General features: G+C 55.9%; 17 protein-coding genes and 2 tRNA genes. 14 read left to right on the forward strand and 5 right to left on the reverse strand.

The annotated features are described in order from the left end of the window. Positions 1–3: 3 nt before the first annotated feature. The 4 genes from QZ298_RS02720 to QZ298_RS02735 all read left to right on the forward strand — a co-directional run bounded on the left by QZ298_RS02720 (position 4) and on the right by QZ298_RS02735 (position 10,067). Positions 4–3,174 carry a DUF4450 domain-containing protein gene (locus tag QZ298_RS02720; protein WP_296005201.1) on the forward strand — a complete coding sequence of 1,057 codons (3,171 nt, stop codon included), beginning with the start codon at positions 4–6 and terminating at the stop codon, positions 3,172–3,174. A 72-nt stretch (positions 3,175–3,246) separates the two neighbouring features. Next, on the forward strand, positions 3,247–6,054 hold the full coding sequence (locus QZ298_RS02725) for a glycosyl hydrolase (protein ID WP_296005202.1): 2,808 nt from the start codon (positions 3,247–3,249) through the stop codon (positions 6,052–6,054). Between the two features lie 2 nt (positions 6,055–6,056). Further along, positions 6,057–7,187, forward strand: coding sequence for a glycoside hydrolase family 88 protein (locus QZ298_RS02730; RefSeq protein WP_296005203.1), 1,131 nt, complete (start codon positions 6,057–6,059; stop codon positions 7,185–7,187). Positions 7,188–7,202: 15 nt separating this feature from the next. Further along, positions 7,203–10,067, forward strand: a complete 2,865-nt coding sequence (locus QZ298_RS02735) for a glycoside hydrolase family 2 TIM barrel-domain containing protein (protein WP_296005204.1) — start codon at positions 7,203–7,205, stop codon at positions 10,065–10,067. Between the two features lie 169 nt (positions 10,068–10,236). On the opposite strand, the gene QZ298_RS02740 is transcribed toward QZ298_RS02735, so the two are convergent. The 3 genes from QZ298_RS02740 to QZ298_RS02750 all read right to left on the reverse strand — a co-directional run bounded on the left by QZ298_RS02740 (position 10,237) and on the right by QZ298_RS02750 (position 11,916). After that, positions 10,237–10,324: transfer RNA gene (locus QZ298_RS02740), tRNA-Ser, on the reverse strand. Between the two features lie 157 nt (positions 10,325–10,481). Then, positions 10,482–11,693 (reverse strand): MFS transporter, encoded by a 1,212-nt coding sequence (locus tag QZ298_RS02745; RefSeq protein ID WP_296005205.1) that lies wholly within the window; start codon positions 11,691–11,693, stop codon positions 10,482–10,484. Between the two features lie 136 nt (positions 11,694–11,829). After that, positions 11,830–11,916 (reverse strand) — tRNA-Ser (locus QZ298_RS02750). 320 nt (positions 11,917–12,236) lie between these two features. Between QZ298_RS02750 and QZ298_RS02755 the strand changes: the two genes are divergently transcribed. After that, positions 12,237–13,331, forward strand: a complete 1,095-nt coding sequence (locus tag QZ298_RS02755; RefSeq protein ID WP_296005206.1) for a hypothetical protein — start codon at positions 12,237–12,239, stop codon at positions 13,329–13,331. Positions 13,332–13,384: 53 nt separating this feature from the next. Beyond that, positions 13,385–15,070: an OmpP1/FadL family transporter gene (locus QZ298_RS02760; protein ID WP_296005207.1), complete on the forward strand. Its 1,686-nt coding sequence runs from the start codon at positions 13,385–13,387 to the stop codon at positions 15,068–15,070. A 132-nt stretch (positions 15,071–15,202) separates the two neighbouring features. Here the strand turns inward: QZ298_RS02760 and QZ298_RS02765 are convergent, their stop codons facing one another. After that, complete coding sequence (locus QZ298_RS02765) at positions 15,203–16,195, reverse strand: manganese catalase family protein (protein WP_296005208.1); 993 nt, start codon at positions 16,193–16,195, stop codon at positions 15,203–15,205. A gap of 273 nt (positions 16,196–16,468) precedes the next feature. Between QZ298_RS02765 and proS the strand changes: the two genes are divergently transcribed. From proS to QZ298_RS02785, 4 genes are all read left to right on the forward strand, one after another. Next, positions 16,469–17,953, forward strand: a complete 1,485-nt coding sequence (proS, locus tag QZ298_RS02770) for a proline--tRNA ligase (RefSeq protein WP_296005209.1) — start codon at positions 16,469–16,471, stop codon at positions 17,951–17,953. 285 nt (positions 17,954–18,238) lie between these two features. Continuing rightward, positions 18,239–18,583 (forward strand): DUF805 domain-containing protein, encoded by a 345-nt coding sequence (locus QZ298_RS02775; RefSeq protein ID WP_296005210.1) that lies wholly within the window; start codon positions 18,239–18,241, stop codon positions 18,581–18,583. Between the two features lie 460 nt (positions 18,584–19,043). After that, entirely contained in the window at positions 19,044–19,628 is a 585-nt protein-coding gene (locus QZ298_RS02780) for a sigma-70 family RNA polymerase sigma factor (protein ID WP_296005211.1), read from the forward strand. 65 nt (positions 19,629–19,693) lie between these two features. Further along, positions 19,694–19,843, forward strand: coding sequence for a hypothetical protein (locus QZ298_RS02785; protein ID WP_296005212.1), 150 nt, complete (start codon positions 19,694–19,696; stop codon positions 19,841–19,843). A 140-nt stretch (positions 19,844–19,983) separates the two neighbouring features. On the opposite strand, the gene QZ298_RS02790 is transcribed toward QZ298_RS02785, so the two are convergent. Then, a complete protein-coding gene (locus QZ298_RS02790; protein ID WP_296005213.1) occupies positions 19,984–20,574 on the reverse strand; it encodes an HdeD family acid-resistance protein in 591 nt (196 codons plus the stop codon). A 759-nt stretch (positions 20,575–21,333) separates the two neighbouring features. Between QZ298_RS02790 and QZ298_RS02795 the strand changes: the two genes are divergently transcribed. The 4 genes from QZ298_RS02795 (at position 21,334) to QZ298_RS02810 (ending at position 25,159) form a co-directional block, all read left to right on the forward strand. Beyond that, entirely contained in the window at positions 21,334–21,492 is a 159-nt protein-coding gene (locus QZ298_RS02795; RefSeq protein ID WP_296005214.1) for a hypothetical protein, read from the forward strand. A 539-nt stretch (positions 21,493–22,031) separates the two neighbouring features. Continuing rightward, positions 22,032–23,030: a DNA cytosine methyltransferase gene (locus QZ298_RS02800; protein ID WP_296005215.1), complete on the forward strand. Its 999-nt coding sequence runs from the start codon at positions 22,032–22,034 to the stop codon at positions 23,028–23,030. Then, positions 23,030–24,031, forward strand: coding sequence for a DNA adenine methylase (locus QZ298_RS02805; protein WP_296005216.1), 1,002 nt, complete (start codon positions 23,030–23,032; stop codon positions 24,029–24,031). The genes QZ298_RS02800 and QZ298_RS02805 overlap by 1 nt, the downstream gene beginning before the upstream one ends. Positions 24,032–24,037: 6 nt before the next feature. Beyond that, a complete protein-coding gene (locus tag QZ298_RS02810) occupies positions 24,038–25,159 on the forward strand; it encodes an HNH endonuclease (RefSeq protein ID WP_296005217.1) in 1,122 nt (373 codons plus the stop codon). Positions 25,160–25,749 lie beyond the last annotated feature (590 nt).

Here is a 25,749-nt window from a genome sequence, read left to right on the forward strand (position 1 = left end):
GCGATGCGATCCATTTTACTTGTCGCGGCCCTGCTTGCGGGCATGGTGCCGACCGTGGCGCAGAGTGTGAAGCCTGCCGCCGTCAACGAGGATTATTCGTGGAACGACCCGTCCGTCGGGGGGCGCACCTTGCGTTACCGGCCTGCGGGCAACGGCGTGGAGATCATCGACGGCAGGCGGCGTTTCAATCGGGCGCTCTACGGCGCCTACACGGGTTTCCGTCTGGAGTGCAGCGATGTGCCCGAATTCGGGCTGTACCTGCCACGCATGGGCGGCAACCTGCTGTTCGACATCCCCTACGAACATTGTACGGCTCGTTATGAGGCGGGGCGCATGCTCTACCGGCTCGACGACCGGGCCGAGATCGAGGCGCAGGTGCTCCGCACGGAGGATGCGGCCTTGTGGCGCATCGCCAACCTCGGCGCCCAGCCGCTGCGTGTAGGCCTGCGTTTCGGCGGAGTCGCCGACGTGAAGTTTTACCGCGAGGGCGACATCGGCGTCGACAAACCCGACTGCTTCGCGTTCAAGCCCGAATATTGCCGGGGCAACGTCTATACCGTCGACCGCGATCGGGTCGAGGTGGAATATGGCCGGAAAAAGCGTTCGGTGCTGCGGCTCACGCTGCCGACCGACGACATCGGAGTTGCCGACCCTCCGGCCCTGACGGCGACGTTCGTTCTGTCTCCGGGCGAAACGCGTTATATGGCCGTCTATCCCGAAATTTCGGGCGGCGACTTCTCGTCCGATGCTTTGCCCGCCCGCTTCGCCGAAGCCGAGTCCCGGCGTGCCGAGTTGGCCGGTGCGTTGACCATGCGTACGCCCGACCCCTACATCACGCCCATCGGCGAAGCGTTGGCCTTGGCCGCCGACGGTCTGTGGAGCGGCGAGGTGTGGCTGCACGGCGCCGTAGGGTGGCGCGCCCCGTACAGCGGCTGGCGCGGCGCCTATGTGGGCGATGCCTTGGGCTGGCACGAGCGGGCGCGCAAGCATTTCGACACCTACGCTGCCAACCAGGCGACCGGCATCCCGCCCCTCTATGGTCATCCGCGGCAGGATTCGGCGCTCAACCTGGCCCGGGCCGAAAAGCTGTGGGGCACGCAGATGTACAGCGACGGGTATATCGCCCGACGCCCCGGCAAAAAGGAGGAGATGTCGCACTACGACATGAACTTGTGTTACATCGACGAATTGCTGCGCCATCTGGCTTGGACGGGCGACCGGGAGTATGCCCGGAAGATTTTCCCCGTCATCGAGCGGCATCTGGCGTGGGAGAAGCGCAACTTCGACCCCGACGGCGACCACCTCTACGATGCCTATTGTTGCATCTGGGCCAGCGATGCGCTTTATTATTCGGGCGGCGCCGTGACCCATTCGACTGCTTATAATTACTATGCCAACCGCAAGGCGGCCGAAATAGCCGCTCTGCTGGGACTCGATCCGGCGCCTTACCGGGCCGAGGCCGACGCCATTCTGGAGGCGCTCAACGCCACGTTGTGGATGGACGACCGCGGCCATTGGGCCGAGTGCAAGGATTTGATGGGCCACGCCCGGCTGCACCCCGATGCTGCCCTGTGGACGATCTACCATGCCATCGATTCCGAAACCGCCGATCCATTCCAGGCTTACGCCGCCACGCGGTACGTCGATACCGAAATTCCGCACATTCCTCTTCGAGCCGAAGGAGTGGAGGAGGGGTATGCCGTCGTTTCGACCACCGATTGGAAGCCCTATTCGTGGAGCATCAACAATGTGGCCGTCGCCGAGGTCATGCACACGGCGTTGGCTTATTGGCAGGCCGGACGCGCCGAGGAGGCGTTCCGGTTGATGAAAAGCGTCGCGCTCGACAACATGTACATGGGCGCCTCGCCGCTCAATTTCGGCCAGATCAGCCACTACGACGCCGCACGCGGCGAGTGTTACCGCGACTTCGGCGATCCCGTGGGCGTGTGGGCCAGAGCGCTGGTCGAGGGCCTCTACGGCATCCGGCCCGATGCGCTCAACGGGCGGCTGGCGATCCGGCCCGGATTCCCCGCGGCCTGGAACGATGCCGAGGTCTCGATGCAGGATCTGGCTTATAAGTTCGTCCGCAAGGGGCAGCGCGACATCTACCGGATCGAGCAGCGTTTCGAACACCCCCTCGCTGTGCAGCTTTGCTTGCGGGCACGCGGAAGCGTCCGCGAGGTGCTCGTCGACGGCCGCAAGGCTTCGTGGTGTCTCGAAGAACCTTCGGTGGGCGCCGCGACCGTGATCGTCGAGGTCGGGTCGGCGCGCCGTGCGACCGTCGAGGTCGTGTGGGGCAAAGAGGATAAAGTTCGCTTCATGGGGGCCGAGAAACGCTTGGGCCATACGCTTTTCCGCGAGGTCGCGGCCGGCGGGTTGCGGTGGTGGCGCTCCGAGGAGCTGCCGCGCGAGACTGCGCCTGTCGTCGAGGCGGGCTTCGACGAAATCGTTACTTCCGAGTGCGAGCCGGTCGTCATGGATTTCAACGCATCGGTCGACGATATCTTCAGAAACCGTTACCTTTCGCCCCGTCCTGCGTGCACCACCTTGCAGATTCCCGTGCAGGGCATCGGCGAGTGGTGCCATCCTACCCAGACGGCCGAGATCGACGACAGCGGCCTGCGTGCGCTGGTCGGCGACGACGGGGTGCTGAACACCTCCGTCGGCATTCCGTTCCGCACGCCTCGCGAGGGCCGCAACATCCTCTACACCTCCTTGTGGGACAACTATCCCGATGCAGCCATGGTGCCGCTGGCAGGCCGGGCGTCGCACGCCTACCTGTTGCTGGCCGGGTCGACCAACCACATGCAGTACGGCATCGCCAACGGCGCGGTGCGCATCCGCTATAAGGACGGCACGGTGCAGACGCTCGATCTGGTCAACCCCACGACTTGGGTGCCCATCGAGCAGGACATCTACTACGATGACTATGCGTTCCGCCCCGAGGAGGGCGCCGTGCGTCCTTTGCGCATCCACTTCGGATCGGGGCTTGTCAGCCGCTGCCTGGGCGACGAACTGGGCATCGAGGGGGTTTACGGCCGGTCGATCGACGGCGGTGCCGGCTTGCTTTTGGATGTGCGGCTCGATCCGTCGCGCGAACTCGATGCGCTGGAATTGGAAACTTTGTCGAACGACGTGGTAATCGGTTTGATGGCCATTACGTTGCAAAGGTAGTGCAAGGCGAGGGCAGGAGCAATCTTGTTTGTGTTTTGCCGTGCCGCAGCCGATTTTTGAAAAGATAATAACATGAGACAATCGCTTCTTCTGTTTTGTTGGTTCGCCGCATGGGCCGCGTGGGTGCCGGTCGGAGCATCGCCCCGGCCGTCGGCTCCCGTTTCCGTTGCGGATTCGGTGCCGGCCCGTCCCGAGCACAAGCCTTATGTGCGTTGGTGGTGGCTGGGCAGCGCTGTCGACAGCCGGGGACTGGATTGGAACCTTTCCGAGTTCGCCCGGCAGGGCATCGGCGGGGTGGAGATCACGCCCATCTATGGCGTGCGGGGCAACGAAGCCAACGACTTGCGTTACCTTTCGCCCGAGTGGATGGAGGCCTACGCATATACCGTCGCCCGGGCTGCCGAGCTGGGTTTGCAGGTCGACATGAACAACGGCACGGGGTGGCCTTTCGGCGGCCCGTGGGTCACGACGGACGAGAGCGCCCAGAAATATATTCTCGAAACCCATGCGTTGCGGGCCGGCGCGCGGCTCGATGGGCCGTTGCGCCCGGCCGACGCCCGGCAGCAGGCCGTGGCGCAGTTGCAAGCCCTGCAAGCCGTGTGCGGCGACCGGCGCCTCGATCTGATGCCCCATGTCGCGGCCGACGGCTCGCTCGACTGGACGGCTCCCGGGGGCGACTGGACGCTCTATGCGCTCTATGCCGGGCGCACGTTCCAGAAAGTCAAGCGCGCCGCGCCGGGCGGCGAGGGACTGGTGCTCAACCACTATAACCGCGCGGCTGTCGAGCGCTATCTGGCCCGTTTCGACCGGGCGTTCGCTGCATCAGACGCTCCGTGGCCCGACACGTTTTTCAACGATTCGTTCGAGGTCTACGGCGCCAGTTGGGATGCGACGCTCTTCGACGAGTTCGAGCGCGACCACGGCTACCGCTTGCAGGATTATCTGCCAGAATTCGCTGCGGCGGGTGCCGACGACCTCTCGGCCCGCATCGTGCGCGATTACCGGCAGACGTTGGCCGACATGCTCTTGCGCAACTTCACGCAGACGTGGGTCGGCTGGGCGCATGCCCGCGGCTGCCGCGTCCGCAACCAGGCCCACGGCTCGCCGGGCAACATCTTCGATTTCTATGCCGCGGTCGACATCCCCGAGTGCGAGTCGTTCGGCCGTACGGAGTTCGCGATTCCAGGTTTGCGCCGCGATTCCGACGCCAAGCCCAGCGATGCCGACCCCGCGGTGCTGAAGTTCGCTTCGTCGGCTGCCCACGTCACGGGCAAGCGCCTCGTTTCGTGCGAGACGCTCACTTGGCTGACCGAGCACTTCCATACTTCGCTGGCCCAGTGCAAGCCCGAGATCGACCAGATTCTGGCTTCGGGCGTCAACCATGTCTATTTCCACGGCGCACCCTATTCGCCGCAGGGCGCGGCATTCCCGGGGTGGTTGTTCTATGCTTCGATCAACCTGTCGCCCGCAGCTACGCTCTGGCGCGATGCCGGCGGGTTGTTCGACTACGTGGCCCGCTGCCAGCGCTTCTTGCAGGAGGGCGCGCCTGACAACGAGGTGCTTCTGTACATCCCTATGGAGGATATCGGACGTTCGCAGCAGGGCAAGAATCTGCTGCTTTTCGACATTCACAAGATGGAGCGGACGATGCCCGCCTTGAAGCGCACCATGAATGCTATCGTGCGCGGCGGCTACGATGCCGATTACATTTCCGACCGATACCTGCAACGATTGCAAGTAGCAGACGGGATGTGCGTTACTGATGCCGGCACCCGCTATAAGATGCTCGTGCTGCCCGACTGCCGGTTGATCCCGCACGAAACCCTCGCCAAGGTGCTGGAGTTGGCGCGCTGCGGGGCCACGGTCGTCTTTCTGGGGCGTTATCCCGACGACGTGCCGGGATTCGCCCGTCTCGAAAGCCGCCGCAAGACGCTCGGCCGGTTCCTTCGGCAACTTCCCGCTGCCGACTTCGGACGTTCGGCGGAGCATGCGTTCGGCCGAGGGCGTATCCTTACCGGCTGCGACCTCGCCGAATTGCTGGCCGCTGCGGGCGCCACGCGCGAGCCGCTCAAGGAGGCGGGCTGCCAGCTGATCCGACAGAGCGGCGATGCCGGCAAACGCTACTTCCTTTGGCTGACTCGGGGGCCGGCTCTCGACGGTTGGTACGAAATCGGCGCTGCGGCCCGGCAGGTCGTGGTTGCCGATCCGCTGACCGGGCGCCGGGGCACGGCGGCTTCGCGTCCCACCGGCCGCGGCACCACGGAGGTCTATCTCCAGTTGCAGCCCGGCGAGTCGTTGTTGCTGGAGACGCGCATGCAGTCTTGCGGCGGCGACGTTCCCGTCTGGCGCTATGCCGAGCGCTTCGGCGAGGGGATCGAGGGGCGCGACTGGGAGTTGTCGTTCCCCGATGCGGAGCCGGCCGTCGACAGCGTTTTCCGGCTCGACGGCCCTTGTTCATGGACGGATCTTTCGCCCGAGTTGGCCGTATTTTGCGGCACGGGGCGCTATGCCGCCCGCTTTACTGTGCCCGATCCTGCGGCGGCCGACGAATGGGTGCTCGATCTGGGCGGCCTGTGCGAATCGGCTCGTGTGCGGATCAATGGCCACGATGCCGGCATCGTCTGGGCGGTGCCGTTCCGGCTGGAGGTCGGGCGCTGGCTCGTCGCGGGCGACAACCTCTTCGAAATCGAAGTTACCAATCTGCCGGCCAACCGCATCGCCGACTACGACCGGCGCGGCATACAATGGCGCAAGTTCAAGGATGCCAACGTCGTCAGCGCGCTCAACCGGCCGCTCGACACCTCGGCGTGGGCGCCCGAGCCTTCGGGACTGAACGGTGCCGTAAAACTCTATCCTGTCACAACAAAAACCATTCGATAACCATGAAAAAACTGCTTACGTTCGTGCTGCTCTGCCTGACGGCGGCGACGGCCGGCGCCCAGGAGATTCCCTCGCGCAAAGAGACCCTCAAGACGATGGTGCGGGTCAACGACTACTTCATGAAGAAGTTCGCCGATCCGACGGCCGTCATGCCTTATTATTCGCGCAAAAAAGTCTATGAGTCCAACATCTGGACGCGGGCCGTCTACTACGAGGGACTGATGGCGCTTTATTCGGTCTATCCTGAGAACCGTTACTACGACTATGCCTGCCGCTGGGCCGATTTCCACAAGTGGGGCATGCGCAAGGACGACACCACAACGCGCAATGCCGACAACTATTGTTGCTCGCAGACCTACATCGACCTCTACGAGCTGTGCCCCGAGCCGCACCGGCTGACCAAAACGCTGGCTTCGATGAACATGTTGGTCAACACGCCGCAGATCGACGATTGGACATGGATCGACGCCATCCAGATGGGGATGCCCGTGCTCTCGAAGCTGGGCCGGCTGAAAGGCGATGCCCGCTATTTCGAAAAAGCCTGGGAGATGTATGCCTGGAGCCGCAATACGCTCGCCGGGGGACTCTACAACCCCAAGGAGGGGCTGTGGTGGCGCGACAAGGATTTCGTGCCGCCCTACAAGGAACCCAACGGACGCAACTGCTACTGGTCGCGCGGCAACGGCTGGGTCGTGGCGGCTCTGGTGCGCGTATTGCAGGACATTCCGGCCGACGAGCCGCACCGCGCCACTTACATTGCCGACCTCAAGGCCATGTGCAAGGCGCTGAAAGCCTGCCAGCGCGAGGACGGCTTCTGGAACGTCAGCCTCCACGACGAATCGAACTTCGGCGGCAAGGAGACCAGCGGCACGGCGCTTTTCGTCTACGGCATGGCGTGGGGTATCAACAACGGCGTGCTCGACCGCAAGGAGTATCTGCCCGTGGTGCTCAAGGCGTGGAACGCCATGGTCTCCGAGGCCGTGCATCCCAACGGTTTCTTGGGTTATGTGCAGGGCACGGGCAAGGAACCCAAGGACGGACAGCCGGTCAAGTACGATTCGGTGCCCGATTTCGAGGACTACGGCACGGGGTGCTTCCTGCTGGCCGGGTCGGAAGTCTATAAGTTGCAATAAATTTAAGCGAGGTATATGCGCCGGTTCCTGTTCGTTCTTTCACTGCTTCTTTGCTCTGTCGGCCTCTTTGCCCAGGCTCCCCATCCCGAACGCGTCTATCTTTCGGGCCGGGGAACGGACGATGCCGTGATGTGGGATTTCCGTTGTTCGGCCGGGCGGAACAGCGGCGCCTGGCACAAGATCGGCGTGCCCGGCTGCTGGGAACTGCAAGGGTTCGGCGACTACACCTACGGCCGCTGGTACACCGTCAAGGGTGCCCGGCCCAGCGATGAGGAGGGCCTCTACCGGCGGCGCTTCGACGTGCCTGCCGGGTGGGCGGGGCGTCGGGTAAAGCTCTTTTTCGACGGCGTGCTGACTGATGCAGAGGTTTGGGTCAACGGACGCCCGGCCGGCGAAGTCCATCGGGGCGGATTCTACCGCTTCAGCTACGACATCACGCCATTGGTGCATTTCGGGCGGCGCAACCTGCTGGAGGTGCGGGTCGCCAAACACTCGGCGAACAAGAGCGTCAACGCGGCCGAGCGCCGGGCCGACTGGTGGCTCTATGGCGGCATCTACCGGCCGGTATGGCTGGAGACGGTGCCGCAAACCAACATCCGTCGTCATCTGCTCGACGCTTCGCACGACGGCCGGCTGCGGGTGCTCGTGGATGCCGAGGGCGACACGCAGGGCCATTCGTTCCGTCTTTCGCTGCGGGCCTTGACCGATGGCGCGCCTTTGGCGACGGTCGGCGGCGCAACGAGCGTCACGGTGCCGCTCGCCGGTGCCGAAACCCTGTCGGAGAGTGCTTGGGCCGATGTCCGCCCTTGGTCGACCGAGGCCCCGAATCTCTATGTGGCGCGGCTCGAACTACTCGATTCCGCAGGCCGGACAATTCAGCAGCGCGAAACGCGGGTGGGCTTCCGCACGGTGGAGTTCGTGCCGCAGGACGGCATCTATCTCAACGGCCGCAAACTGGTAATGAAGGGGATTAACCGCCATTCGTTCTCGGTCGACGGCGGCCGGGCGACGAGCGCGGCGTTGAGCCGGATCGACGCCGAACTGATCCGCGGCATGAACATGAACGCCGTGCGTTCGCATTATCCGCCCGACGAGCATTTTCTGGACATGTGCGATTCGCTGGGGCTGGTCTATATTGACGAGCTGGCCGGCTGGCACGGCGCCTACGATACGCCCACGGGGACGAAGCTCCTCGGCGAGATGATCGACCGCGATGCGAACCATCCGTGCATCGTGCTTTGGAGCAACGGCAACGAGGGCGGATGGAACACAAAAGTAGACACCCTTTTCGCATGCCGCGACCGCTTGCAGCGCCGGCACACGATCCATCCGTGGGCCGATTTCGACGGCATCGATACACACCATTATCCCGCCTACCTGACGGGGGTCGGGCGGTTTACCAATGGTCATAAGGTCTTCCTGCCCACCGAGTTCATGCACGCCATGTACGACCAGGGCGGCGGCGCGGGCTTGCGCGATTTCTGGGATCGGTGGTGTGCGTCGCCTTTCTTCGCCGGCGGGTTCGTCTGGGCCTTCTGCGACGAGGCGCCGCGCCGCAGCGACCGCGGGGGCGTGCTCGATTCCGACGGGTCGAATGCTCCGGACGGCGTGGTGGGGCCTCGACGCGAGAAAGAGGGGAGCTTCCATGCCATCCGTGCACAATGGTCGCCGTTGAGGATCAAGCCTTTTGTCGTTACCGAAAGGTTCGACGGCTCGTTTTTGGTAACTAACGAATATTTGTTCACGTCCTTGTCGCAGTGCCGCATGACCTATGCCGTGCGCACGTGTCCCTCGCCTTTGGAGGGGCAAGAGACCGAGGTGCGGACGATCGCTTCGGGCGATGTGGCGCTGCCCGATGCGGCGCCGGGCGAGACCCGCACGGCCCGGTTCGCGCTGCCTCCCGATTTCCGCGAGGGCGATGTGCTGGAGCTGGAGGCTTTCGGCCCCGACGGACGGAGCATCTGCGAGTGGAGTTGGCCGATCCGGTTCGCCCGAGATTATTTCGATCGTCATGCCGATGCCGGGTCGTCGACCGTAGTGCCGTCCGTGGCGATCTGTACGGATTCGACGATCGAGCTGCGCAGCTGCGACGTGCAGGTCGCGTTCGATGCGGTTACGGGCATGTTGCGCGGGGTGCGGTCGGCAGATCGGGAAGTGCCGTTCAACAACGGCCCGGTGGCCATCGGCATGAAGATGCGCTTCGATCCGTCCCGCAGCGGCGTGCGCAATACGCCTGAAGGTGCCGTTTTCTGTGCGCGTTATCGGGGCGGGGTCGATTCGATCGTCTGGCGCCTGACACCCGGCGGACTGCTGGAGATGAAAGCGCTGTTGCTGAACCGCGCTTCGGGCGGCGGCGGCTTCGACGACGCGTTTACCGATACGGAGGTCTACAACTTGGGATTCTCCTTTTCCTATCCGGAGACGAGCTGCACGGGCATGCGTTGGCTGGGCCGTGGCCCCTATCGGGTGTGGAAGAATCGCATCGAGGGTACGCGCCACGGCATCTGGCACAAGGTCTACAACGATACGGTAACGGGCGAGAGTTTCGAGAACCTGGTATATCCTGAGTTCAAGGGCTACCATGCGGGGCTTTATTGGGCGACGCTCGAAAGCGACACAGCGCCGTGGAGCGTCCATGCGTTGAGCGACGGGATTTTTTTGCGTATCTTCACGCCGCGCGAACCTGATGGCCGGCAGGAGGATACGATGCCGGCATTCCCTGCGGGCGACATCTCTTTTCTGCTCGATATTCCGGCTATCCGGTCGTTCAAACCTATCGAACAGCAAGGCCCCGGCAGCCAGCCGGGCAACATCCGCATCAAGAAAGGCGATGAGGGACTGCACATCGACCTGATGTTCGATTTCCGGCAGAAGAAATAAGGTGGGTAGTTTCCGGCAGAAAAAATAATGTTCGGCGTCTTCCGGCTGAAGAAACAGAATGTTCGCCGTTTCTTGATCTGCGGAAAAATGTTCCGATATGGGGTTTTTGTGATTTCCCGTTGCCGGTTCGGAAAATAAAAACAGCAAACATTGTGTTTGCTGTTTATTGCGGAGAGAAGGGGATTCGAACCCCTGAAACGCTTTTGACGTTTACTCGCTTTCCAGGCGGGCCAGTTCAACCACTCCTGCACCTCTCCAACGATGGCCCAAAAGTAGACAATCTTTTGCAAATCTGCAAACCCCGCCGCCGTTAATTTACCCGAAACGGTTTTCGAATCATCGGAAAACGGATTTCCGGCGAATTGCTTGTCGTCGTTCGGGCGGTGTGCGAGGGGTTTCCGGCGGGGCAGGCGTTTAGTTTTGCCGTCGGGTCTCGATGTTGGGCAAGAATCCGGCGACTATGCCCAGCAGCGGAAGCAATGTGCTGATCTGGAAGATGAACTGCACGCCCGTCTTGTCGGCCAGCCATCCGAAAAATGCGGATCCCAAGCCGCCCAACCCGAACATCAGGCCGAAGAAGACTCCGGCGATCATACCCACCTTGTCAGGCATCAGGTCGGTGGCATAGACCAGAATCGCCGAAAAGGCCGACGAGATTACCAGTCCGATGATGACAGCTAATAAAACGGTTGCGGTTTGCCCGACATAAGGAAGCAACAAGGTAAAAGGCGCTGCCCCGAGGATCGACCCCCAGATCACATATTTGCGTCCGATGCGGTCGCCCAGCGGCCCGCCGAAAAAGGTGCCTGCCGCCGAGGCCGCCAAAAAGGCAAAAAGGCAGTATTGCGCACCCTGCACCGACATCGCGAACTTATCCATCAGAAAGAAAGTAAAATAGTTGGTCATCGACGCGATGTAGAAATATTTGGAGAAGACCAGCAGACCCAGGATGAAAAGCGCCCTGCGCACCGTCCGCTTCGGAAACAGGGGCGCAGCGTCGGGCGATGCGATGTCCGGTCGTCGGGCTGCGGCATGCAGTCTGCGGGCGTACCAACGTCCTATGCGTACGAGCACGAAGATTGCCAGCAGCGCCGCCAGGGCGAACCATCCGATCGATCGCTGGCCGAACGGAATGACGACCGCTGCGGCCAACAACGGTCCCAAAGCGCTCCCGGCGTTGCCGCCGACCTGGAAAATCGACTGGGCCAATCCCTTGCGTCCGCCCGAGGCGAGTTGGGCCACGCGCGACGATTCAGGATGGAAGACCGACGATCCGCTGCCGATCAATCCCACGGCCACGAGCATCCAGCCGAAAGAGAAAGCTGCGGCAAGACTCAACAAACCGACCAATGTGAATCCCATCCCGATAGCAAGCGAATAAGGCTGCGGATGTTTATCGGCAAGCCGTCCGGCGACAGGTTGCAACAGCGACGATGTGAGTTGGAATACCAAAGTGATGACCCCGATCTGCGCGAACGTGAAACCGAATTTATCTTTCAATAACGGGTAGACGGCCGGAATGACCGACTGCAACATGTCGTTGAGCAGATGGGCGAAGCCGATGGCCAGCAGAACCGGGTAGACGGTGCGGCATCCGGTTGTCGTATGGAATTCGTTTTTGCTCATCGGTCTGAAAATGGCGTGCAATCTTATAAATGGCGTGCAACCTCGGGATTGTCGCAAGACGCGGGTTGCGCGGTGTGTTCGGAAACAAAAAAACTGCAAACATTCGTTTGCAGTCTGTCGCCTTGGGCTTGTTCTGCGGAGAGAGAGGGATTCGAACCCCCGGTACAGTTGCCCGTACACCGCATTTCGAGTGCGGCCCGATCGACCACTCCGGCATCTCTCCGTGACCTCGGCCCCTTGAATCGGGACTTCAGGAGTGCAAATATAGACATAATTTTTGTTTTTGCGCATTTTCCGGCCGAAAAAATCGTCGGATCATAAAAAATCTTTCCTCGTGCAGTGTTCGTTGTTGGTAGTTGTCGAATAATTTTTACCTTTGTCGCAGACCGATACGGGCCGTGCAGGGTAACGGTTTGCATTATTTTTGCCCGGGAACTTTCGGCCGGGAGCATTTTTTTCGGCCGTTCGTTGCGCCGGACGATACTAAAACCGGTATGGCTTTCGTTTGATCGGTAGATGGATGACGTTAACAGCAAGTGCGTTATGAAAAAGTGGGGATATATCATCGCAGCGGCTTTCCTCGCAGTGGGGGCAGCCGGATGTTCGTCTGCTTACTTTGCTACGGCAGGGTATGCCAACGACGATTTGTATGCCGTGCATAGCCGGGAGGAGATCGCCCGCCGCAAGGAGGCCGAGGCGGCTGCCAAGAAAGCCGAGGCCGAGGCCCGCAGGGCCGAATGGGAGGCCCGGATCGCCGAAGCGGAAGCCGCTGCGGCGCAGAACCGCTATTATTCGCAGTCTGCGGTTTCGTCGAATCCTTACGAAGAGGTGCTGGCCGATACCTACGAGAGTGCTTATGCGCGTCGGTTGAGAGGGTTCGAGTCGCCGACCTACAACATGCCGAGCAGCTACTACAACTTCCGCTACGGCAATGCGTTCAATTACGTCTCGGCTTATGATCCGGCGTTCTACAACGTCATGGTCATGGGCGACCAGGTGTGGGTGGAGCCTAAATACATTACCGCCATGTTCGGCACTTGGGGCCGTCCGGCCATCTATGCCGATCCGTGGTATTACGGTTGGAGTTCCCGTAGCCGCTGGGGCTTCTCGATCGGCAGCTGGGGCTGGGGCTTCGGGTTAGGTTATTCTTGGTACGATCCCTGGTATGATCCGTGGTACGCTTCCTGGTATCATCCCTGGTATCATTCCTGGTGGGGGCCTGCCTGGGGGCCGCTCCGGCCCGGACATCCCCATTGGGGCGGCGGCCACGGCCATCCGCACCGGCGTTATGCCGCCGACATCGTGCATCGTGCCGATCCGAATACTTCGCCTTCGGGCCAGCGTTACGGCGGCCCCGGACAGCGGTTCGGCGGCGGTTCGGCGGCTTCGTCCATCCGCAACGGCGGTAGTTTCGGCGTGCGCAATTCGTCGGGCGGCAGTAACCGTTACAATCGGGGATCGGGTTCTTCGTCCCGCGATAATTCGGGCAGCAGTTCCTACAACCGGGGCGGAAATAGTTATAACCGCGGCGGCAGTTACAATTCGGGCAGTCCGTCGCGCGGCGGTTCGTCGGGGTTCTCGGGCGGTTCGGGAAGCCGTTCGTCGGGCGGCAGCTATCGCAATGCCGGCGGGCGTTAGACGAGAGTAGGAGCGGGGCTGTTCGTTGGTTAATAATTTAAAGTGAGGCAATTATGAAGCGCATTGTGATCATGTTGGCCGCGGTCGCCGTCGTCGGATCGGCCGCAGCCCAGGAGGGAAGCATGGGCGGTTTGTTGATGGACAAGGATCTGTTGATGCCTGCCGACATCTTCTCGCTTTCGCAGACCCAGTTCAACTTCGGGTCGGCGCGCGCCATGGCTATGGCCGGGGCTTTCACTTCGTTGGGCGCCGATGTTTCGTCCATGACCATCAACCCGGCGGGTCTGGGCATGTACCGCAAGAACGATGTGTCGCTCACGCCGGCGATGACTTTCGGCCGAAGCCGCACCGATGCTTCGCCATTCGGAAAAAATTCCACCTCCCGGTTTTCGATCGCCAACTTCGGCGTCGCCATCAAGGCTTACGAGGGCACTCGGGGGCTTGTGAGCCTGACGTTCGGGGTCGGTTACAACCGCATCGCCGACTTCAACTACGATTATTCTTTCCAGCGGCAGGATCAGGCCGCGACGGTCGCCGACGTGTTCGCCCGGCAGATGATATGGAGCGGGCGTTCGAAGAACAGTTTCTATACCGATGGCGGTGCGGGCGAGTGGAGTTGGGACAATATTCCGCTTGAGTTGTGGAACGCCGCTCTGGCCTACCGGGCTTTTATGATCGATCAGGTCGATGCGTCCGATCCGCAGAGTTGGGTGCCGACTTGGATCGGCGAGGAGGCATCCATAACGCATTATACGACGGTCAAAAGCCGCGGATCGGCCGGCGAGTTCGCCTTGTCGATCGGTGCCAACATCAACAACAAGTTGTATGTGGGCGCTACGCTCGGCATCCAGGACATCCATCAAAAGCTCTATGTCGACTATGGCGAGGATTATTATTATGCCGACCCTAATGCGTTGCATCCTTACGGCACCGATCCTTCGCTCGATTACCAGCTGCTCTATTCCAAGCTCAACCAGGCGACGACCGTCAGCGGCGCCGGCGTCAATTTCAAGGCGGGCATCGTCTATCGGCCCGTGGTGGGGCTGCGGCTGGGTGCCGCGTTCCATACGCCAACTTATTATTCTGTCGACCGCAAGTTCCAGAGTTCGGCCGCCGGCATGGCCTATGCCAACCACGATACGGATCCCAATGTGAATCCCATCAACGGCTTCGTCTCCTCGGGCACGAAGTACATGACGACCCCTTTGTGGGTGGATGAAAATCCCTACAACTGGTCGTTTTGCACGCCTGCGCGTTTGTTGTTGGGCGTTTCCTATGCGTTCGGCGCCCGAGGGTTGATTTCGATCGATTACGAGCGCGACTGGTACAACGGCATCCGTTTGAAGGATAATCCTTCCGGACTCGACACCCGGACTTTCTACAATGACAAGTTCCGCCAGCACTTCAAGGGGGCGAACGTCGTGCGTGTGGGTGCTGAGTTCAAGCCTGCACCGGCGTTGGCGCTGCGTGCCGGCTTCGGTTACAGCGGGTCGATGCTCCGCGACGACGCTGCCTTTATGACGCCGGTCATCAAGCGCACGGTCTATTGCGGGGCCGGTCTCGGATTGGCCCTTTCGCGGGTTTGTTCGCTCGATCTGGCTTATCAGTATATGGCGCAGGATACCACCGATTACTATCTTTTCTTCGTCGAGGACGAGGTCGGTTATGCGAAAAGTGCCTTATATAGTACCGAGTTCAAACGGCATAACGTGGCGCTCACGCTCGGATTCCGCTTCTGATCCGAGTGCAGGGAGCAAAAGGCGGCCGAACATTTGTTCGGCCGCCTTTGTTTTTGCCGGCTTGCGCGGTGCCGGGATGTTGTGAAAAAAGCCGCCCGGCATATCCGGGCGGCTGCCTGCAGGCATTAGGGATCATTCTTGTTCGACCGGGCGGCGGCGGGCACGAGCCGTCGTCCCTTTTTTCTCGCGTTCCGCGGTCGAATAGTCGCACCATTCGAGGTTGCTCTCGGGTGTGGCGCGGCGGATTTCGCGGCTGCGTTCTTTGCTCAGCTTGCGGTCGTCGCTGCGCACTGAGGCTTCGGTGCGGGACGTGCCTTGCGGTTCGAGCTGCGTGAGTCCGTCGGTTTCCATCGCTTGGCGCCCGGGGTCTTCGACGTAGAGCCATTCTTCGTCCAGCCCCATGCTGCGGCCTTCGTTCCAGGGGCCGCGCGCATCGTCGCCGGTCGAATGGTTCGAGTAGATGTTGCTGTACCGGGGATCGCTCTGAAGCACGCCCGGCGGGAAGTTGGGGCGGATGGTGTCGAGCGCCGCCTCGAACTGCTGGAAGTGGGCCACTTCGCGTGTGAGCAGGAAGTTGAGCGTGGCCAGCACGTCCTTGTCGTCGGTAAATTGCATGAGGTATTCGTAGACGATCTTCGCGCGCGACTCGGCGGCGATGTTCGACCGCAGATCGACCGTCAGGTCGCCGTTGGCGTTGACGTAGCTGCCTTGCCAGGGCATGCCGTTGCTGTCCGTCAGACACGGGCCGCCGCCCGTTACCACACCGAACTGGGGGTTGACCGAGAAGGCTGCATGGATGAAGTCGTCTTTCGAGAAGCCGGTTTCGCCGAAAACGTCGTTGCTTTCGGCTGCATCTTTCAGATTGCCGTTGACACCCGCCAGCAGCATCTGAATCGTGGCGCCCACGATTTCCAGGTGTCCCAACTCTTCTGTGGCGATGTCCATCAGCATGTCGTACTTGTCGGGATAGGGGTTGTGGCAGGCGAATGCCTGCACAAAATACTGCATGGCGGCTTTCAGCTCGCCGTTGCCGCCGCCGAACTGTTCGAGCAGCAGGCGTGCGAACCGGGGGTCGGGTTTCGACACCCGGGCCTTGAACTGGAGTTCCTTGGAGTGATAGAACATAGGCTTGTTTTTTTTGACTCGGTTTATTTTCGTGCGTGCTCCCAGCGGTCGTCGGGATGGAAATCCCGGATTCCGTCTCCGGGTTTGTTCCGAAAAGACCGCCGCGTGTGTCGGAACGTGCAAAACCGTTGCCAGAAACGGTGCTGTCCGGTTCGGGTAGGACATGTGCAGCCAGGTGTTCCGGGTTTTAGGATATTGTGAACGGCAAATTGTGATTTATGAATTATATTTTCTAATTTTGCGGTGCGAAAATTTAAGAAACAGCATATTATTATGGCAAAGGAACTCAAAGACCTCACCAAGTCGGACGACAACTACTCGCAGTGGTACAACGACCTGGTAGTCAAGGCGGGACTGGCCGAAAATTCGGCCGTGCGCGGATGTATGGTCATCAAACCCTACGGCTATGCCATCTGGGAGAAGATGCACGACGCGTTGGACAAGATGTTCAAGGATACGGGACATCAGAACGCCTACTTCCCGCTCTTCATCCCCAAGTCGTTCTTTTCCAAGGAGGCGCACCATGTCGAGGGTTTTGCCAAGGAATGCGCTGTGGTAACCCACTACCGGCTGAAGAACGATCCCGAGGGCAAGGGCGTGGTGGTCGACCCCGACGCCAAGCTGGAAGAAGAGTTGATCGTGCGTCCGACGTCGGAGACGATCATCTGGAATACTTATAAGAATTGGATCCAGTCCTACCGCGACCTGCCTATCCTCTGCAACCAGTGGGCCAACGTCGTGCGCTGGGAGATGCGTACGCGTCTGTTCCTGCGTACGGCCGAGTTCCTCTGGCAGGAGGGCCACACGGCCCACGCCACGCGCGAGGAAGCTATCGAGGAAGCCACGAAGATGATCCATGTCTACGAGCGTTTCGCCCAGGAGTGGATGGCCGTGCCGGTGGTGGTGGGCCACAAGTCGCCCAACGAGCGTTTCGCCGGCGCCGAGGATACGTTGACTATCGAGGCGCTGATGCAGGACGGCAAGGCGTTGCAGAGCGGCACGTCGCACTTCCTGGGGCAGAACTTCGCCAAGGCGTTCGACGTGCAGTATGTCAACAAGGAAGGCAAACTCGAATATGTGTGGGCCACTTCGTGGGGCGTTTCGACCCGTCTGATGGGCGCTCTCATCATGGCCCATTCCGATAACAACGGTCTCGTCCTGCCGCCGAAGCTGGCGCCCATCCAGGTCGTGATGGTGCCGATCTACAAGACACCGGAGCAGCTGGCGGAAATCGTCGCCCGCTTCGAGGAAATCGCCGCCGGTCTGCGTGCCAAGGGCATCAGCGTGAAGATCGACGACCGCGACAACGTGCGTCCGGGCTTCAAGTTCGCCGAATACGAACTCAAGGGCGTACCCGTGCGCCTGGCCATGGGCGGCCGCGACATGGAGAACGGCACCGTCGAACTCGTGCGCCGCGATACGCTCGAAAAGGAGACCCTTCCGCAGGAGGGGCTGGTCGATCATATCGAAGGTTTGATGACCGCCATCCAGGAGAATATCTTCAAGAAGGCGCTCGACTACCGCAACTCGATGATTACGCGCGTCGACACGTGGGACGAGTTCAAGCGCGTGCTCGACGAGAAGGGCGGTTTCATCTCGGCCCACTGGGACGGTACGGTCGAGACCGAGGTCGCCATCAAGGAGGCTACCAAAGCTACGATCCGCTGCATTCCGGTCGATGCCGAAGACGAGGAGGGCGTCTGCGTCTTCTCCGGCAAGCCGTCGCATCGCCGCGTGCTATTTGCTCGAAGTTATTGATATATAGCAGAATAACAAATGGGAAGCGGCGCTTCAGCGCCGCTTTTGCCATCTCTTTTTTGATTTTTGCAGTATCTGGAGCGCCGGCATGGCTTATTTTGCCCGATTTTTATTATCTTTGCTTGCCGATAGGACGCATTCCTGGTCATATGAGCGGTGTCGGGCGGTGTCTCCGGCCCGGGTATTTTGCGGATATTAAAATATTGTGAATTTAATATGGAAGTTGCCGAAAATCCTCTAAAAGAGTAGGCGCTTAATAAATTATTAACTCAAATTCTTATTGTTATGAATTGGTATTTGACTGTTATCAAGGAGCATTATGCAGATTTCAAGGGCCGTGCCCGTCGTAAGGAGTTCTGGATGTTCATGCTCATCAACTGGGTGATCTCTATGGTTCTGGCTATCATCGGCGGCTTGATCCACTTTACCCTCCTGGGTTCGATATACAGCCTGGCTGTATTGGTTCCCACCCTGGGCGTCGGCGTTCGTCGTCTGCACGATATGGGCAAGAGCGGCTGGTGGTATCTGATCGCCTTGGTACCCATCGTAGGCGCCATCTACCTGATCTACCTCTGGTGCCAGGACAGCCAGGCCGAGGCCAACGAGTGGGGTGCCAATCCCAAGGCCTAACTTGGCATGCTGACCGCGCAAAGCGCGGCTGCAAAATTCTGGAGACTTCCGGCCAAAAAGCCGGAAGTCTCTCGTTTATGCGGGGTTTCGCCGTAGGCCGGCCGGGGCTTCGGAGCGCAACGTTCTGGGATGGTCCGGTTTTTTCTGCTTTACCCGTTGTTCTTGCCGTTTCGCCGGTACGGAGGCAGCTGCGCAAAGTCCTCCGAGAAGCCGCTCCGAAGACCTCTTGCGGCACAATATTTGCAGGTTTTTCGGGTTGCAAATGCAGTCCGGACGGATCGGGACGGAGTGGAAGCGATTTGGTTTTCTCGGAAAAAGTGGTTATCTTGCCAACGCCGAGGATTCCGATCATAGCGGATTCCGAGGGTTGCACCGTCGTACGGAACGGTTTTTTCAACTTTAAAACGAAGATTGCCTATCGGAAAATTCTACTCTTTGCAACTAATTTAGGAGGAAGAGTATGAACGTACAAGCATCAAGCGACCGGGTGTTGCTCGGCCGTTATCTTTCGGGCGATCGGAGCGCCATATCCCAGCTCATCGAACGACACAGCCGACGCGTACGCGATTATATTCGGATGCTGGTCAAGGATCGCGATGTGGCGGAGGATATTTTCCAAGAGACATTCATCAAGGCCGTGCGGGTCATCGACGAGGGACGTTATGCCGATAACGGCAAGTTCCTTTCGTGGATTCTGCGCATCGCCCACAACCAAGTGATCGATCATTTCCGCGCCCGGCGCCAGAACAAGACTCTTACCGAGGCCGAAGCCGGTTTCGATGTGTTGGGTACTCTGCGCCTGGCCGAGAAGACCGTCGAGGACGATCTGGTCGCGCGGCAGACCGAGTGCGACGTGCGGGCCTTGATCGAACTTCTGCCGCCCGAGCAGCGCGAGGTGGTAATGATGCGCTACTTCGCCGGGGCGAGTTTCAAGGAGATCGCCGAGCAGACGGGCGTGAGCATCAATACCGCGTTGGGCCGCATGCGTTATGCGCTCATCAACCTGCGGCGCATGATTAAAGAAAAAAATCTGGTTTTGTGTTGACTTTTTGCACAATATTCGCCGGAGGCTTTCCGTTATTCGGATAACAACGTAAAACTTGCAAGCCTATGGAGGATATCGACAAAAACGAAGTCGCAGACAATGCCATCTCCGAGGAGGAGGACATGATGATGAAAGAGGTCATTCAAGACGATGCGGATCTTTTCTATCTGCATCACTATCTTTCGGACATGCTTCGGCCTGGGGATAATTTTTAAGGGTTAATTTTTTGATGGGAGAAAGGGATCGGGCGACCGGTTCCTTTCGCTTTTCTCGGGTTTCGGGCCGTGCGTCCGGGCAAATGAAAACGGGGAAGCCTCGGTTCGCGAGCTTCCCCGTTGTGCGGTTGCCGGAAGTTTCAGCATTCGTGTTTCACGGCGCAGCGATGCGCTGCATGGAGTTGGAGCGACAGCGTAATGGCCGCGATTCCGGCCAGCAGCAGCGCGATGCCTACCCATACGATGACTACGGTCGTGCCGAAGACCAGCGGTTGGAAGAGCATCCACAGGGCGCAGATCAGCAGCAGCACTCCGCTGGCGATCGTCCAGCCTGAGCCGGACACTTCCAAGGCACGCATGTCGCCGCCCAGGCCGATTGTGGCGAAGGCGCGAAGCAGGAGCCAGAACCCCAGAACGATGGGCAGCATGGCGGCCGAAAGCGCCACGTTGAAGATCAGGATCAGACCCAGGATGATCTGGATGATGCCGCTGGCCAGCATCCAGCCGCGGCCCGTCACGAAGTGGTCGTTGGCTGTCGAGATTACCGTTTCCAGGATACCTGCTGCCAGCATCGCCCAGCCGAAGATGACGGCCATGCTCACATAGCTTTGCGCCGGATAGACGAATACCAGAATGCCCAGTACCAGCAGGGCGATGCCGATCAGAAGCATCAGCCACCAGTAGCGTACGGCCTGCTTCGACCGTTCGATCAATAAGGAGATGTTTTTCATAGCGAATGGTTTTACCGCTTCCCGTCCGGACAATTTGCGTGCCGAAGAAGTTGCGGCGCAGGTGCGGCCGTCTGCGGGAGCGCCCTGCCTTGTGGCTGTCTCGATAAAAGAGACCTCATAAGAGTGTGTTTGCCGATTGCTCGGATGCGAGCGATATGCGTGCAATGATAAATTGCACGACAATCCTTTCGACTCCCCAGCAGTCATGGTAAGTCTTGCGGATAAAGGAGGAAGCATTGTTTATCAGACAACTGACGGGAAGGCCCGTTTAGACGTTCGCATGGAGAACGACAGCGTGTAGTTGGCGCAGGCGCAAATTGCGTAATTATTCACAACAAAAATATCTATGATATCTGCAATATTTTTCAAAGCAGAGAGTCGGAGCGTGAGGCAACTGTTTCCAAAATGGAATTCCTTTGGAAGGCGAACGTAGCGTAAAGCGCTGGATCGACACCTATAATCTTGACATGATTTTGTTGGTAAATTATTGCTCTAATTTGCAATATTCTATGTAGTTACGTATTTGGGCCAATAAGGTGTTGAAAGAATGTCTTATAAAGGGCTATGCCGTTAATGCACAGGCGAGAAAATCGAGCAGTTGAAGGAATTGAAACGACGGCTCGCCTGCTCTCCAATGTCTTATCCGCAAAAGAGGTTGCAAGGTTCAAGGCAAGTCGGAGTGTTGCGCGTAATTACGGGCTATACCTATGGGATTGATGCGCTTGATTATTATGATGGCAACAGTTGAAAGTCTCTGCTATGACTGCCGAAAAGCCGTTTCGGGCGATGTGTGAAAATGTAATGGCGGCGTTGCAAGTGTTGCGCGACAAGTTTGGCGGCAGCGAATGGGGCGCTTACGAAAAGGATGAATCGTTCAAAAATACGATGGACGCTATTTGCCAAACGTTCGGTGGATAGTATCTTTACCTGAGCGTCGAAGAGAAAGCGACCAATTTACTTTATTTGATGGTCAAGAATCATTCGTTTAGCGGCGACAACAAGCGTATCCTTGTTCCTCTGGTTCTTGGGAATAACCAGATTCTCTACCGTCCCGACGATTCGCGTCTGTTGGATAGTAATACATTGGTTTTTAAGGGGTATTTTATCTTAAAATCATATTTTTAGATTTATTACGCTTTGTTTGGCATCTGGTTGAGTTTGTAGCACACGTTGTTCCTTTTCTAATTTGTGTCCCTAACAATTTGTATATATATTTGTACAATTATGTGAGAAAAAATGTAGTGATAAAAAAGGACTTCTAATTGATTGTACATTGTTTTAGAGAGGAAAGGAGTGCCCAATTGTTAGTTGAGGAAGCAAATGGGGAGCGCGTGGCTGTTCCGTGTTGGAGAACCAAATAGATTCAACCAGCAATGACTCATTTGTAGAAATACGCTGCTGTTAAAAATAAATTTCAAAGATCTTATTGGGGCGGAACTTAATTGTAAAATCAAGGAATGCGGAAAAGTTATAACTATATAGATTTATTCTCTGGAGCAGGAGGATTTTCGTTGGGTTTTGATTGGGCGGGCTTTGAAAATGTGTTTTCAGTTGAATATGATCATGAGATATGTGAGACCTATCGTCACAACTTTCCTTATCATCAGCTTATAGAATGCGATATTTCTGTATTAAGAGATGAGACTGTATTAGAACTCGTAAAAAATAAAAAGATTGATGTCGTTATAGGTGGGCCTCCGTGTCAAGGGTTTAGTATGGCTGGTAATATTGGTCGGCAATTCATGGATGATCCAAGAAATCAGCTGTTTAAGGAGTTTATACGGATTGTTAAATTAGTTCGGCCAACTTGCTTTGTAATGGAGAATGTGGCTAGATTATATACACGGCTAAATGGTCAGACAAGGGAGGAGATTATAAAAAGGTTTGAAGATATTGGGTATGTCGTAGAGGCTAAGATTGTATGTGCATCGGAATATGGAATTGCTCAAAACAGATATAGAGTGCTTTTTATTGGTAAATTAACTAATAATACAGAATATCGCATTGAATTCCCTAAAAAGGTAAATAAACCAACAAAAACTATTAAGGATGCTATTGGTCATTATCCGTCGCTTAAGAGCGGAGAAAATTCCAATATTCCGAATCACGAGGCAATGGCTCACTCAGCACAAATGCTGAAGAAGATGTCTTATGTCAAAGATGGAGGAGGGCGAGAGGATATTCCGGAATCTATCCGGCCGCAAAAAGGAGATGTTAGAAAATATATAAGATATGATAGCTCGAAGCCATCGATTTGTATTACTGGAGACATGAGAAAGGTTTTTCATTACGACCAGAATAGAGCGCTTACAGTAAGAGAACTTGCTGCTATTCAGAGCTATCCGGATAGTTTTATATTCTTGGGAAATAAGATTAAGCAGCAGCAAATGGTTGGTAATTCCGTTCCCCCTGTATTGGCCGAAGCTATAGCCGCGGCGGTAAAAAAAATGTTATAATGGCTTATCCTAAAATAAATTATATAGGTAATAAAGAAAAAATAGTTGAATGGATATCGTCTCTGATTCCAGAAGATGCCTCATCTATTCTTGATGTTTTTTGTGGTGGCTGTTCTGTGGGATATATGGCCAAATTAAAAGGGCTGACTGTTTATGCAAACGATATCTTAAAAATTAATTATCATATAGCACAAGCTCTTATAGAGAATAATCACACAATACTTGAGGATGCTGATGTCGATTGTATATTTGCAGGAGAGCCTATAGAGGGTTTTGTGTTTCATAATTTTGCAGACCGTTACTATTTCCCTGACGAATGCAAAGACTTGGATATGATTCGAGAGAATATTTCCAAGATTCCTGACAAATATAAGAAAGCCTTAGCTCTGACATTGATGCGCCGGGCCATGATTCGAAAAATGCCTTATTCGAGGTTTACGATTAAATGGGATAAGGTCAAAGAATTAAGAGATGAAGAATTCAGTTATGCGAAATATGGAAGAAGGCGGCATTATCATAATCAGTCGTTTGAATTTCATTTCAAGGATAACTTGCAAGAATATAATAATTCTGTTTTTAATAACGGGAAAGAAAATAAGGCATTCAATCTCGATGTTTATGATGCAGTAGAATCAATAGATGCGGATATAATATATTTAGATCCTCCTTATGCGGGCACAATGAATGATTATTTTGCATTCTACGGTTTTCTTGATGCTTACATCGAAAGTGCTGTTCCTCATCCTTTTGACAATAATTTTACAGATAAAAACACGATCATTGATCAATTTGATAGATTATTCAGTAAATTGTGGAAATACAAATATTGGATGTTGAGTTATAATAGTCGCTCTAAGCCGACAAAAGAAGAAATCCTAAAACTTCTTTCTCAATACTCTTCTGATGTCGAAGTTCATGAAATGTCTTATGCATACAGAGTTACAGGAAAGGAAAAGAAACAAAAGGATATTGAATACTTATTTCTAATAAAAAATAGGTAGGTGGCGATGGTTCAGATTTATGAAGATTATTGGGCATACACAGCTGCGTGGACTGATGTATACGCTCCGAAATTTAATGCGGCGTTAAAAGCGTGTGTTGAATATTTTGACATTCATGGAATTAGGCCTTACTCTTCGAAGGACTATGCGGATTTCCAGGAGCAACTTAGCCGGGTTGCTCATTTGTCGGGAACATCGTTGAGAAAAGGTATAAATCAGTTTGTAAAAATAGGGTTTCTAAAGACTGAAATGCAGGGATATATTCCTGAAGCGAAAGAGTTTATAAATGCGTCGACCAATAAGAAAAAGTCTCATATTTTGTCAAAAGTGGTTTACAATTATAGCAATCTTCAAAATGCTATGACCAAACCGGATTATGACACGGCAGCTCAAATAAAATTTTTAATCAACACATTGGAAGAAGTCGGGCGTCTTGATAAGAGGGCATTGGTTAGTTTGATGACTGTTGATATTAATGATTATCCTAAAGGGTATCTCACTAAAGAAGAGTTGGCCGAACAATACAATAAAGTGACAGATATGTCCTTTGTTGAAAGGAAGTACAATCAAATATCTCATTTAATGAGTTTGTTGCGTGATTTAGACGATTTGAGAATACATGATGGAGGTGTTTATTTTAAGTCTGATGCAGATCGTTTATTTGGTAGTGAAAGAATCAACAAAGAATTGCGAGATCCGTATTTGCAACGAATCTATAAATCCGAGTTAGAAGACGAAAGTTGTGCGCATTTTGGATGTGAAGCACCAAGGTGTATGTTAGAAGGGTTGGGGCATCCGGTGCTTATTGCAAGTCATATTAAACCGTATAGTCATTGTCAATCAGACGCTTTGGCTCAATTTGATGTAAATAACGGTCTTTTGCTTAGTAGGAACTTGGATTCTTTGTTCGATTTAGGCTATATGACTTTTGATGACAATGGTATTATTGTCCCTTCCAGAGTGCTCGATAGTGATATGATTAACTATTTGTCGCAATATAGGCTTCATAAAGATTTTATTAATGCAAAGAGAATGGAGTATATGGAGTATCATCGCAATCATATTTTTGAAAAAAGATACAAATCGTTATCTGCGCGAAAATATGTATTTCAGGAAAACGCAGTATAGTTTGCATTGTCCCTATTATTCAAACCGTTGATGTTCTAAAGTTGCTCGACCCTTTGCTGTCTAAAGGTTGATTGATGGATAAAATTGAAAAAATTTGCTGTCATATTGGTTATATGACTTTTTAGCCTACTATAATTTGTGTTTGTTCCTATCTGTTTATAGTCGTTCGGCGAGCTTTTTTACTTTCCGGAATCATCATATTGCATCTGGGAAATCGGCTTGTATAGTGGTGCATAGTCTGCATTGCTTTGCCTTATTGCAATGATATGATAACCCGTTCATGCGGGGAATCTCTGGATTCCGGAAGATCAATTTTGGGGCATTTTGGTGGATGATTTTATGTCCGATTCATGCTGCCGCATTCCGCCTGTCGTGATGCGTGCATAAATTGATGCAAGTCCATTCTTTATTTATGCGGGTGCTCCGCATGATGAATAAGATGTTGAAACTCTGGTTTTTCATTGTTCAAATTATTTTATGGTTGTCTTTGTCTGTTTAATCGAATTTGTGCGCATTAATGCTTTGGTTTTCAGATTATTAAACGCTAATTTGGGAGCATAATCGGGAACAGAGCTTGCGACCGAAAATCT

The organism is uncultured Alistipes sp. (assembly GCF_910580175.1).
In the GTDB taxonomy this organism is placed as follows: Bacteria; Bacteroidota; Bacteroidia; order Bacteroidales; family Rikenellaceae; genus Alistipes.

Coding starts and splice junctions, on each gene's coding strand:
- QZ298_RS02720 (WP_296005201.1), top strand. CDS start 4: ATGCGATCCATTTTACTTGTCGCGGCCCTGCTTGCGGGCATGGTGCCG.
- QZ298_RS02725 (WP_296005202.1), top strand. CDS start 3,247: ATGAGACAATCGCTTCTTCTGTTTTGTTGGTTCGCCGCATGGGCCGCG.
- QZ298_RS02730 (WP_296005203.1), top strand. CDS start 6,057: ATGAAAAAACTGCTTACGTTCGTGCTGCTCTGCCTGACGGCGGCGACG.
- QZ298_RS02735 (WP_296005204.1), top strand. CDS start 7,203: ATGCGCCGGTTCCTGTTCGTTCTTTCACTGCTTCTTTGCTCTGTCGGC.
- QZ298_RS02745 (WP_296005205.1), bottom strand. CDS start 11,693: ATGAGCAAAAACGAATTCCATACGACAACCGGATGCCGCACCGTCTAC.
- QZ298_RS02755 (WP_296005206.1), top strand. CDS start 12,237: ATGAAAAAGTGGGGATATATCATCGCAGCGGCTTTCCTCGCAGTGGGG.
- QZ298_RS02760 (WP_296005207.1), top strand. CDS start 13,385: ATGAAGCGCATTGTGATCATGTTGGCCGCGGTCGCCGTCGTCGGATCG.
- QZ298_RS02765 (WP_296005208.1), bottom strand. CDS start 16,195: ATGTTCTATCACTCCAAGGAACTCCAGTTCAAGGCCCGGGTGTCGAAA.
- proS (WP_296005209.1), top strand. CDS start 16,469: ATGGCAAAGGAACTCAAAGACCTCACCAAGTCGGACGACAACTACTCG.
- QZ298_RS02775 (WP_296005210.1), top strand. CDS start 18,239: ATGAATTGGTATTTGACTGTTATCAAGGAGCATTATGCAGATTTCAAG.
- QZ298_RS02780 (WP_296005211.1), top strand. CDS start 19,044: ATGAACGTACAAGCATCAAGCGACCGGGTGTTGCTCGGCCGTTATCTT.
- QZ298_RS02785 (WP_296005212.1), top strand. CDS start 19,694: ATGGAGGATATCGACAAAAACGAAGTCGCAGACAATGCCATCTCCGAG.
- QZ298_RS02790 (WP_296005213.1), bottom strand. CDS start 20,574: ATGAAAAACATCTCCTTATTGATCGAACGGTCGAAGCAGGCCGTACGC.
- QZ298_RS02795 (WP_296005214.1), top strand. CDS start 21,334: ATGACTGCCGAAAAGCCGTTTCGGGCGATGTGTGAAAATGTAATGGCG.
- QZ298_RS02800 (WP_296005215.1), top strand. CDS start 22,032: ATGCGGAAAAGTTATAACTATATAGATTTATTCTCTGGAGCAGGAGGA.
- QZ298_RS02805 (WP_296005216.1), top strand. CDS start 23,030: ATGGCTTATCCTAAAATAAATTATATAGGTAATAAAGAAAAAATAGTT.
- QZ298_RS02810 (WP_296005217.1), top strand. CDS start 24,038: ATGGTTCAGATTTATGAAGATTATTGGGCATACACAGCTGCGTGGACT.